10 protein-coding genes are annotated in these 10,291 nt (G+C 38.9%); 4 read left to right on the top strand and 6 right to left on the bottom strand.

Annotated features, from left to right (window positions below):
• Positions 1–209 precede the first annotated feature (209 nt).
• The gene (locus AAC026_RS17670; protein ID WP_062593864.1) at positions 210–734 is read right to left on the bottom strand and encodes an NAD(P)H-dependent oxidoreductase; all 525 of its coding nucleotides are present in this window, start codon (positions 732–734) and stop codon (positions 210–212) included.
• A gap of 161 nt (positions 735–895) precedes the next feature.
• Between AAC026_RS17670 and AAC026_RS17665 the strand changes: the two genes are divergently transcribed.
• On the top strand, positions 896–1,714 hold the full coding sequence (locus tag AAC026_RS17665) for a purine-nucleoside phosphorylase (protein ID WP_339700842.1): 819 nt from the start codon (positions 896–898) through the stop codon (positions 1,712–1,714).
• A gap of 139 nt (positions 1,715–1,853) precedes the next feature.
• On the opposite strand, the gene AAC026_RS17660 is transcribed toward AAC026_RS17665, so the two are convergent.
• Positions 1,854–2,168, bottom strand: a complete 315-nt coding sequence (locus AAC026_RS17660; protein ID WP_062593868.1) for a YbjQ family protein — start codon at positions 2,166–2,168, stop codon at positions 1,854–1,856.
• A 92-nt stretch (positions 2,169–2,260) separates the two neighbouring features.
• On the opposite strand from AAC026_RS17660, the gene AAC026_RS17655 reads away from it, so the two are divergent.
• Genes AAC026_RS17655 through gldG form a run of 3 tightly spaced genes read left to right on the top strand, consistent with a single transcriptional unit; the run spans position 2,261 to position 6,301 of the window.
• Positions 2,261–2,962 (top strand): SDR family oxidoreductase, encoded by a 702-nt coding sequence (locus tag AAC026_RS17655; RefSeq protein ID WP_339700839.1) that lies wholly within the window; start codon positions 2,261–2,263, stop codon positions 2,960–2,962.
• Between the two features lie 23 nt (positions 2,963–2,985).
• Positions 2,986–3,912, top strand: a complete 927-nt coding sequence (gene gldA / locus AAC026_RS17650) for a gliding motility-associated ABC transporter ATP-binding subunit GldA (RefSeq protein ID WP_339700836.1) — start codon at positions 2,986–2,988, stop codon at positions 3,910–3,912.
• Positions 3,896–6,301 (top strand): gliding motility-associated ABC transporter substrate-binding protein GldG, encoded by a 2,406-nt coding sequence (gene gldG / locus AAC026_RS17645; protein ID WP_339700833.1) that lies wholly within the window; start codon positions 3,896–3,898, stop codon positions 6,299–6,301. The genes gldA and gldG overlap by 17 nt, the downstream gene beginning before the upstream one ends.
• 46 nt (positions 6,302–6,347) lie before the next feature.
• Here gldG and AAC026_RS17640 read toward each other — a convergent pair whose 3' ends face one another.
• From AAC026_RS17640 to AAC026_RS17625, 4 genes are all read right to left on the bottom strand, one after another.
• Positions 6,348–6,665: a rhodanese-like domain-containing protein gene (locus AAC026_RS17640; protein WP_062593876.1), complete on the bottom strand. Its 318-nt coding sequence runs from the start codon at positions 6,663–6,665 to the stop codon at positions 6,348–6,350.
• A 70-nt stretch (positions 6,666–6,735) separates the two neighbouring features.
• Positions 6,736–7,311 (bottom strand): bifunctional precorrin-2 dehydrogenase/sirohydrochlorin ferrochelatase, encoded by a 576-nt coding sequence (locus AAC026_RS17635; protein ID WP_339700829.1) that lies wholly within the window; start codon positions 7,309–7,311, stop codon positions 6,736–6,738.
• Positions 7,301–8,074, bottom strand: a complete 774-nt coding sequence (cobA, locus tag AAC026_RS17630; RefSeq protein WP_339700826.1) for a uroporphyrinogen-III C-methyltransferase — start codon at positions 8,072–8,074, stop codon at positions 7,301–7,303. Before cobA ends, AAC026_RS17635 begins: the two co-directional genes overlap by 11 nt.
• Positions 8,074–10,218 carry a HEPN domain-containing protein gene (locus tag AAC026_RS17625; RefSeq protein WP_339700823.1) on the bottom strand — a complete coding sequence of 715 codons (2,145 nt, stop codon included), beginning with the start codon at positions 10,216–10,218 and terminating at the stop codon, positions 8,074–8,076. Before AAC026_RS17625 ends, cobA begins: the two co-directional genes overlap by 1 nt.
• Positions 10,219–10,291 lie beyond the last annotated feature (73 nt).

Below are 10,291 nucleotides of genomic sequence, written 5' to 3'. Positions count from 1 at the left end.
ACTGCCTTTACCGGTGGGAGAGTAGGTCGCTGCCAATTTATTATCAAAAACCCCTTGCGAATAGCTTGGGGTTTTTTTATGACCTATTTTTTTGGGGGAGGGAAAGTAGAGCTTACTAAGTACTGATTCAGCATCAATACTCAATTGATTATTGAGCTACAATTTATTCACCGAATTGAGGAAAGTAAGAGGTTAGCATTAGAGTTTGTTTAGAATTCAATAAACTTATCTATTTGAGTATTAATAAGTTCGTTATATAGTTGGTTTATGACCTTTCCATTTGAGAAGTTTCTTTCAATACCGGCTAGTTTAGGTTTAAGAGCAAATACATGCATCCCTAAATAATTAAAAATGTCTGTGAGGTGAGACATGGCAAAAACTCCGCCTTGTACGCCTGAGGAAATGCCCACTAATGCAGCCTTTTTATCTCTAACTCCTTGAGGATATTTTAATCCATCGATGAATGTTTTAAGTATACCAGGGAAGGAACCGTTGTATTCAGGGACGATGAAAATTAGCTTTTTAGCACTTTGGACTTTATCTCTCATCGTATTGAAAATAGCGTTATTTCCATTGTTTTCGTAAAGAGCCGTTCCAGTGAAATCATGAGGTAAGTCAACGAGATCAACAATTTCGGCAGTAATGCCTTTTTCTTGAATAATGGATTGATAGTAATCTGCGACTTGTCTACTAACTGAATTAATACGATTGGTTCCTACTACAATTGTGATCATACTGTGATTTGATTTCAATTCGAAATTAAGGTCTTTGTCTGAAAGAGCATAGGACTATAAGCTTTTATAGAAGTATGATTATGGAATTAAGTTTTGACTTCTAAAGTTCCTCTCAAAATGAAATCTTTTGCATCTTTGAAATTGAATTAAGCATTGACACTATGGACTATACCAAACGAATTTTTGAAGCGCTTAACTACATTCAATCCGAAAATGATTTTCAACCTGAATTTGGTATCATATTGGGGACTGGTTTAGGGGCTTTAGTAGATAAGATTAGAATTGAGCATACAATTGAATATAGAGAGATACCTCACTTTCCCATTTCAACGGTAGAGAGCCATAGTGGTAGGCTGATTTTCGGAGAACTTTCTGGAAAGAAGGTTGTAGCTATGCAGGGGCGGTTTCATTATTACGAAGGCTATGACATGAAGCAGGTAACTTTTCCTGTCCGCGTATTGAAACTCTTAGGGATTAAGAAACTTTTTGTTTCTAATGCCGCAGGGGGATTGAACTTGAATTTTCAAGTGGCCGATTTAATGGTTATTGAAGACCATATTGATTTGGCTAAGGAGAATCCGTTAACAGGTGCTAACCTTGATGAATTTGGAGGACGCTTTCCTGATATGAGCGAGCCTTACGAACGTAATATGATCGATCAAGCTTTAGCGATTGCGAAGGAGGAAGGTATAAGATGCCATGAAGGTGTATACGCTGGGGTGAGTGGCCCTAATTTGGAAACAAGAGCCGAATATCGTTTTCTGAAAATCATTGGTGCAGATGCTGTAGGAATGTCTACTGTACCAGAAGTAATTGTGGCTCGACATATGAATTTGCCTGTATTTGCTATTTCTGCTATTACAGATTTGTGTGACCCAGATCACTTGGAAGTGGCCGAACTTTCTAAAATATTGGCAGCGGCAGCAAAGGCCGAAAAGGGGATGACTATTCTATTGCAGAAGTTGATTGCGCTACAGTAATTGTTAATTACTACGTTTTTCAAATTCTTCTCGATTGCGCTGATAAATTCTCTTATTAATACCGAAAGCTATTCTAACAGCGATTATAACCCAAAATGTAATCGCTGTCCAAATTATCAACTCGGCCATTTGAAGTAAATTATTTCAATTTGACTGCTGTTCCATAGGCAAGTATTTCAGCTGTTCCTTGCATAATCATAGCGGTTGTAAATCGAACATTGATAATAGCATCTGCTCCTAGTTTTTCAGCGTCCTTCGTCATTCTAAAAATTGCCTCTTCTCTTGATTCAGCTTGTAGTTGGGTATATTCATCAATTTCGCCCCCAACTAAATTTTTAAAGCCAGCGAAGATATCCCTACCTACATTTCTAGCTCTTACAGTACTACCTCTAGCAATACCTACGATCTCTATAATTTCTTTATTCGGAACAAAGTCTGTTGTTGATAGTATCATTTTCTTTTTTTTGAGAAGTTACTAAAAAATCGTTTTAAGATTAACATTGCTCTACAGTTCCATAATCAGTTTTAGCTTGTTAATTTCACACTATGGATATTCAAGGGAAAGTGGCCATTGTTACTGGCGTAAGTAAAGGAATTGGTTTGGAAGCGGTGAAGCAATTGTTGGAAGGTGGAGCCATTGTAGCAGGATGGGGAAGAACTTCACCCAAATTAGATGATCCTAATTTCCATTTTTTCAAGACAGATGTTTCTGATTGGGATAATGTTCAGGCTTCCTATAAAGCTACTTCTGATAAGCTTGGTAAGGCAAGTGTTTTGGTGAATAATGCTGGAATGGGTTATCAAGGGCTTATTCACGAAATGGATGTGGCCGAATGGAGAGAGATGTATGACATTAATGTTCATGGATTGTTTTATTGTATTAAAGTAGCCGTACCTAGCATGATAGAATTGGGAGAAGGTCATATCGTTAATATTTCTTCCATTGCAGGAACAAGTGGAATTAAAACAATGTCAGGCTATGTGGGAACAAAACATGCGGTTCGAGGAATTTCACATTCTATTTTTCAAGAGCTAAGAGAACACGGGATAAAGGTGACGACAATTTATCCAGGTTCAACCAATACCAATTTCTTCGATAGTATTGAATTGGCAAATGCCAACGATAATATGATGCGTCCGCAAGATGTAGCAAGTTCAATTGTTCAGTCTGTTCAAACTTTTGCAAATTACCATGTGGTGGATGTAGAAGTTCGCCCATTATGGCCAAAAGGAAAGCCCAATAAATAATATTAGGCCTCGTTAAGGATTCAATGTCGATACAGGTAAAGCAACTCACCAAAGTTTACGGACAACAGAAAGCTGTTGATGGAATCTCTTTTGAAGTAAACAAAGGAGATATTCTTGGTTTTCTGGGGCCTAATGGTGCGGGTAAGTCCACAACAATGAAAATTGCGACAGGTTACCTACCACCTTCCGAAGGCGAGGTAATTGTGAACGGGTTTGATATTGTGAAAGAGTCTAAAAAAGCGAGAGCCATTATAGGTTATTTACCAGAGCACAATCCGCTGTATTTAGACATGTTTGTTCACGAGTATCTGGCATTTATTGCTTCCCTTCATCAAATAAAAGGAGATAAAAGGAAGCAGCGGATAGCTGAAATGATTCGGCTTTGTGGTTTAACACGTGAGCAGAATAAGAAGATAAGCTCACTTTCAAAAGGGTACAGGCAAAGAGTAGGGTTGGCTCAGGCATTATTGCATGACCCTGAAGTGCTTATTCTCGATGAACCCACCACTGGCTTAGACCCCAACCAACTTGCTGAAATCAGAGGTTTAATTAAGCAAATCAGTAAAGATAAAACGGTAATTCTTTCGACTCATATTATGCAAGAAGTGAAAGCTTTGTGTAATAGAGTGGTGATTATAAATCAGGGTAGAATTGTGGCTAACGATTCGGTTGCTCATTTGACTTCGGGTGTAAAACAGGTTTTGCATGTGGAATTATCTAAACCAGTTGATCTTAAAGCTATTTCTGAAATTAAAGATTTTCAGTTTAAAGATTTAGGCGCAGGAAAATACCAGGTTACATCAAGGGTGAATAAAGATATTAGAGAGCGATTTTTTAAGCTGGCTTCGGAAAGAAACTGGGTGATTTTAGAAATGCAACTGATTGAGCAAGACCTAGAACAAATTTTCTATGACTTAACTAACCAACAGAGCAATGTGGGCGATTTATAGAAAGGAGGTTCAGCAGTTTCTGAATTCGTTGATCGCTTATGTTGTGATCGGTGTTTTTCTTACTGGTATTGGGTTGTTGATGTGGGTTTTCCCTGAAACCAGTGTAATTGATTACGGTTATGCCCAGCTCGATACACTATTCTCATTAGGCCCTTTTGTATACATGTTTCTTATTCCAGCCATTACCATGCGGATGTTGGCTGAAGAGAGAAAAGCAGGCACTTTAGAATTGCTGCTTACCCGACCATTAAGTGATTTTCAGATCATTTTTGGGAAATACATGGCTGCTTTTTCTTTGGTGGTTTTCTCTGTGCTGCCCACGTTGGTTTATTATTACTCGGTTTATCAGCTCGGAAACCCAACTGGAAATTTAGATACACCGGGCATTATTGGGTCTTATGTAGGTCTTATTTTATTAGGTGGTGTTTTTACATCCATTGGGCAATTTGCTTCGGCACTCAGCGAAAACCAGATAGTAGCTTTTATTCTAGCCGTGTTCTTTTGCTTTTTTATGTTCACAGGCATAAGTGCCCTGTCCGATATTTTCACTGGTCAAACTGCCCTTTACATTGATGAAATGAGCCTTTCATTTCATTATGACGCCATGAGCCGTGGTCTGATTGATTCCAGAAACTTAGTGTATTTCTTAAGTACAATCACTGTGGTTTTGCTGCTTACTTCGCTAAAATTTGCTGCGCGAAGAATGTCCTTCAAACCCCATAGAGTGAAGGCTATTAGGGTATTCGCACTGGGGCTTTTCATTGTATTTGCAGTTAATGTAGTTGCTGCCAACTTTTTTTGGAGGTTCGATTTAACAGAAGAAAAACGATATACGCTTCAAGATCCTACTAAGGAACTATTGGGAAAACTGAATCAGCCTTTATATGTGGAAATTTTATTGGGAACCGATTTACCAACCGAATTTCAGCGTTTTCAGAAATCCATTGTAGAAACTGTAGAAGAACTAGGTATTTACAGCAGTCAGCCTATTTACTATTCAGTTAATGATCCTGGAGCGGCTGATACTGAAAGCGAACGAAATAAAAACTATCAGGCTTGGATAGATGCGGGGCTTTCGCCTACCAGAATATTTGATAATGATAATGGAACAGATGTTCAGAAACTTATTTTCCCTTATGTGGTGCTTCGCTATGGAGATCGAACTTCGAGTGTATTATTGCTGAAAGGGAATCAAGGAGCATCATTTGAAATGAAGCTCAACCAATCGCTTGAGGGTATTGAATACGAATTAGCCACTGGAATTCAGCGCATTGCGGATGTTGACAGAAGGCGTATTGGCTTGCTTCAAGGGCATGGTGAACTTGACTCGTTGAACATCTATTGGTTTGCGCGTGATTTTTCTGAGGCATTTAATATTGTACCGGTCAACTTGAGTGAGACAACGGAGTTGAAAAACTTCGATGTGATTATTATGGCAAAGCCTACCAAGGCTTTTTCTAGGGAAGATAAGTTTAAAATTGATCAGCATTTGATGCATGGGGGCAAGGCTATTTTTATGGTAGATGCCCTCGGGGTAGACATGCGACAAGCAGGCGGAGTTGGTACTTTTGGCTTGCCCTACACGCTTGATTTGGATGATCTGTTTTTTCGTTATGGAATTAGGCTGAAAAATGACTTCATCTTGGATGTGCAAAATTTTGGTCGATACCCGGTAAGGATGGATGACTCTCAAACAATTACCAATTTACGCTGGCCATTTTTCTTTGGTGCTTCGTGGTTTAGCGATCATCCAATTACTCGTAATTTGGATGCCGTTTACACACGTTTTACTAGTACAATCGACACTGTTGCTGCTGAGGGAATTAAGAAAACTCCATTGATGTTTACTTCTCAATATACTCGAATTTTGAATGCGCCAGCACCTGTTTCGTTCGAAGAAATTGCAGCAGAGAATGACCCAAGTCTATATCAAGGAGGACAACACCCTATTGCTTATTTATTGGAAGGAGAATTTGAAAGCCTTTTTAAAAATAGAGTTTTACCGAAAGGAGGAGTGAATACCAGCGATTTTAAAGCCGATAGTCCCGATACGAAAATCATTGTGATTGGTGATGGAGATATAATCAGAAATGAAATGCAGCGAGGAGTACCGCTCGATTTAGGGTTTAATCCATATGCTGAAGGTGAAGAAAAAAAGGTGTTTGCCAATAAAGACTTTATGATGAATGCGCTGACTTATTTGATAGACGATGATGGGTTAATTCAGGCAAGAAATAAAGAGATTAAGCTACGGCCTTTAGATAGAATTCGAGCGCAAAAAGAAAAGTTGAAATGGCAGATGATTAACCTTGTTGGGCCAATTGTTTTGTTAGTGCTCTTTGGAGTGATTCGCAACTTTATTCGCGTTAGAAAATATAGCCGTTTCTAGGTTTTTCAGAAGGTTGAAGTTTATTCAACCTTCTGAAAAAATCAGCTTAATATTTCGTTAAGCTATTGTCAATTTCATCGGCATAGGCCAAAATTCCACCTTTAAGGTTATAGAGGTTTTCGAAACCATGGTTTTGCTCTAACCAGTTGATTACATCTCCACTTCGTTTTCCGCTACGGCAATGGATCACCACTTTTTTATCGCGACTAATTTTATCTACGTTTCCCGGAATGGTGTTCATAGGAATCAATTCTCCACCAATTTCGGCTATTTCAAATTCATTTTGTTCTCTTACATCAATCAACTGAAAGTCTGCTCCTGATGCTTTTAGTTCTGCTAGTTCCTTTACGGTAGTTTCTTTCATAACACTATTTAATATGGAATTGAAAATTAGTGAATTAACATTGAATATGAGGACTATGTTGCTAATCCTTTTATTTGCTTATCAGGTGTTCAGTTAATTTATTGAGTTCTTTTACTTTGTAGTCGAAATCTCCTTTCATGTTGTTTCGAACCATTTCCATGTTTCCGATCAGGGTGTCAATTTCATCTGGAAGTAAATCAGTGAAAAGCTCTCTTAATCGTTTGGCAATGGTTGGGGATTTTCCATTGGTTGAAATTCCAATTTTTAAATCGCCCTTGGTAACTATACTGCCCATGTAGAAATCACATAATTCGGGGGTGTCGGCTACGTTTACCAAAATGCCTCTCTCTTTGGCTTCAGCCTGTATAGTTTTGTTCAGTTTTTGATTTTCAGTTGCAATAATAACCAACTGCATTTCGGTCAAATCTTCATTAAAAAACTCTCGTTCTATTAGCTTTACATAAGGGTGATTTTGCACTGATACTTTTATTTCATTCTTTATTTCTTTTGCTACCAAAGTGACTTTAGCATTTGGGCTACTTTTTAGCAAGAAGCTTATTTTCTCTAGCCCAACCTCGCCTCCGCCAACAATGAGCACATCAAAAGCATGCACTTTAAGAAAAATTGGGTAGAGTTCATTGACCATGAGCAAATACTTGTTGTTGAATAGAAGAGAGCCTTTGGTCTTGACGAAGGTTTACAGTCTCCCCAATAACAATAATGGCAGGTGAGCCAATTTCATTTTTTTCAGCCTTTTCTTGAATGTCGTCAATTGTGCCTACTACAATTTTTTCGTTCGGTAATGTGCCATTCTGAATAATTGCAATTGAGGTGTTTCCCTTTTTCTCGTCTTGAAAAACTTGACAAATCTCGGTTAACTTTCTGGTACCCATTAGAATTACTATTGTGGCTGATGATTGGGCCGCAATGGTAATGTCTGGCGATAATTCGCCTGTGCTGGTAGTGCCAGTGGTTACCCAGTAACTTTGGTTTATGCCTCTAGAAGTAAGGGGAATGTTTTGTAGCGCAGGCACGGCATGAGCACTGCTGATACCGGGAACCATAGCGGTAGAGATGCCATGTTTTTGAGCATAGGCAATTTCTTCATAGCCACGACCAAAAATAAAAGGGTCTCCTCCCTTTAAGCGTACTACATGCCCTTTTTCTTGAGCAAAGTATACAATCAGTTCATTGATGGCATCTTGAGTGTGGCTGTGTTTTCCTACCCGCTTTCCCACATAGATAAGTTCTGCTCGCTTGGTGGCATAGGTTAACAACTCTTTACTGACCAACGCATCGTAAAGAATAACATTGGCATCGGCAATGGCTTTAATTCCCTTTACGCTGATTAAATCTGGATCGCCCGGGCCTGCGCCTACAAGGGTCAATTTTGGATGTATACTCTGCATTAGGCTTTATAGAAATCGGTGATTACGGTTTTGTCTACACCATTTGCATCAGCCAATTGCTGACTTCTGTAGGTGTTGGCTTTTATTAGAAATTGTTCTGAAGCATTGTAAAAGCTGTTGGCAAACTCTTCTGATGGTTCATTCTTGTTGATTTGGAGTACGAAATCTTCAAACGAAGGCTCAAACTGAAAAGGAGCTTTGGTTTGAAAGGTTTGATCAAAGCTCTGGAGAATACCAATTTGAGTGTTACAACTTACGTCTTCACTAAGCAACAGTGCCTTGGCCGCAATCACAAAGGCATTGTAGCTATTGTAAATGGCATCGGCATAAATACCTTCCTCTAAGCCTTCTTTAGACCAATCCAGTCTTTCTTTGGCTTCTTCAATTACCGTTTGAATTACGTCTAATGTTACGCTGGCGCATTCGCCCACACCAATTTCTGGACTAAAGCTTTCTGATTTCCCCCAATCTACATAGTCCGAAGCTTCGAGTGCTTGTACATCCGTCAATGGCTTGAGCAAATGATAGAAATGCATTTTCCCTAAACGTTGATAGAAGTCGTTAAAATATTCGCCTTCATTGGCTTTTTCTTCAAACTCATGAAGTATAAAAGATAGCGCCAAAGGGATTTTCTTAGTAGGTACTTTTATTACTTTTTCTGCAATAAAGCCTTCCCCATTAGGAGAAATACCACCACCAATAACTACTTGCATGGCAGGAATAACAAGTGCACCATTTTTTATTGAACTACCGTGAAAACCAATGTTAGCTGCCATATGCTGACCACAGGCATTCATACAACCACTGATTTTGATTTTGATAAAGGATTCATCAATCAAATGTTTGAACTCATTGTTAAGCATGTGTTCGAGGGTTGTAGACAGGGCGGTGCTATTGGTAACAGCTAAATTACAAGTGTCGGAACCGGGGCAAGAAGTAATGTCGTGCGTGGAATTGAACCCAGGTTTTGCTAGGCCGAGCTCAGTTAATTTTTGAAAGAAGAATGGTAATAATTCTTTCCGAACATATTTAATAAGTAAACCTTGGTTTACAGTAACTCTAATATCGTCTGCCGCATATTTTTGAACCAGCTTGGCCAATAGTTTAGCGGTAGAAGAGTGAATGTCTCCTAAAGAAACTCGTACCCAAATACCAAAATAGTCTGATTGCTTTTGCGGAAATGCATTGGTGCGTTGCCAGTCTTCAAACTGTTGCCAATCTTCAATAGTTACTTGTGGAATTAAGAGTTGGTCAGAAAGCGAGACTTTTTCATGGTCATGATTCACTTCAAATGATTTTACCTTTAATGCTTTTTGTTCTTCGGCCACAAGCTTTAACAATTGAGCAAAGCCAATTTTCTTCACCAAAAACTTCATTCTGGCTTTGTTTCGATTGGTGCGCTCTCCGTACCGATCGAATACCCGAATTACGGCTTCTGTAAACGGAATGAACTGATCGGCTGGCAGGAATTCATGCGCAGTTTGAGCGGTCATTGATACTGCTCCTAATCCACCTCCAAGCACTACTTTAAAGCCTTTGATACTTTGTCCGTTTTCTTCCTTCAGTTTAGGTATGAACCCTATATCATGAAAATAGGTGTAAGCAGAGTCTTTATCATCTGATGCGAAGGCAATTTTGAATTTCCTTCCCATATCTTGACAAATGGGGTTTCTAAGGAAATAATGGGTTAACTCATGCGCATATGCCGTAACATCAAACGGTTCGTTTGGATTGATGCCTGCGTCTGGCGATGCAGTTACATTTCTAACTGTGTTACCGCAAGCACCACGCAATGTAATTTGCTCTTCTTCTAATTCAGCCCATAGCGCAGGGGAATCCTGCATTTTAACAAAATGCAGTTGAATATCCTGACGTGTGGTTAAGTGTAAATTACCCGTTGCGTATTTATCAGATACCTCAGCAATTTTAACTAGTTGATTTGAGGTTACTTTCCCATATGGAAGTTTAATGCGCACCATTTGAACACCAGGTTGGCGTTGGCCATAAACGCCACGCGTTAAACGGAAGAGCTTGAATTTATCTTCTTCAATTTTGCCTTGTTGAAATCTTTCAATCTTTGCTTTGAGCTCAATGATGTCTCTTTTGGCGGCTTTGCTTACTTGTGTAGAAATGTTCAGATCCATACTTTGAGTTTTAGTGATTTGATTTCTGGTACAAAGAAAGAGAAAGAATATAAAATCTACCAAATTAGTAGGG

The organism is uncultured Roseivirga sp., from assembly GCF_963973945.1.
GTDB lineage: Bacteria > Bacteroidota > Bacteroidia > Cytophagales > Cyclobacteriaceae > Roseivirga.
This window is presented reverse-complemented; position numbering and strand designations above follow the sequence as displayed.

Excerpts from the sequence above, each read along its gene's own strand:
- AAC026_RS17670 (WP_062593864.1), bottom strand. The coding sequence starts at position 734 with ATGATCACAATTGTAGTAGGAACCAATCGTATTAATTCAGTTAGTAGA.
- AAC026_RS17665 (WP_339700842.1), top strand. The coding sequence starts at position 896 with ATGGACTATACCAAACGAATTTTTGAAGCGCTTAACTACATTCAATCC.
- AAC026_RS17660 (WP_062593868.1), bottom strand. The coding sequence starts at position 2,168 with ATGATACTATCAACAACAGACTTTGTTCCGAATAAAGAAATTATAGAG.
- AAC026_RS17655 (WP_339700839.1), top strand. The coding sequence starts at position 2,261 with ATGGATATTCAAGGGAAAGTGGCCATTGTTACTGGCGTAAGTAAAGGA.
- gldA (WP_339700836.1), top strand. The coding sequence starts at position 2,986 with ATGTCGATACAGGTAAAGCAACTCACCAAAGTTTACGGACAACAGAAA.
- gldG (WP_339700833.1), top strand. The coding sequence starts at position 3,896 with ATGTGGGCGATTTATAGAAAGGAGGTTCAGCAGTTTCTGAATTCGTTG.
- AAC026_RS17640 (WP_062593876.1), bottom strand. The coding sequence starts at position 6,665 with ATGAAAGAAACTACCGTAAAGGAACTAGCAGAACTAAAAGCATCAGGA.
- AAC026_RS17635 (WP_339700829.1), bottom strand. The coding sequence starts at position 7,311 with ATGGTCAATGAACTCTACCCAATTTTTCTTAAAGTGCATGCTTTTGAT.
- cobA (WP_339700826.1), bottom strand. The coding sequence starts at position 8,074 with ATGCAGAGTATACATCCAAAATTGACCCTTGTAGGCGCAGGCCCGGGC.
- AAC026_RS17625 (WP_339700823.1), bottom strand. The coding sequence starts at position 10,218 with ATGGATCTGAACATTTCTACACAAGTAAGCAAAGCCGCCAAAAGAGAC.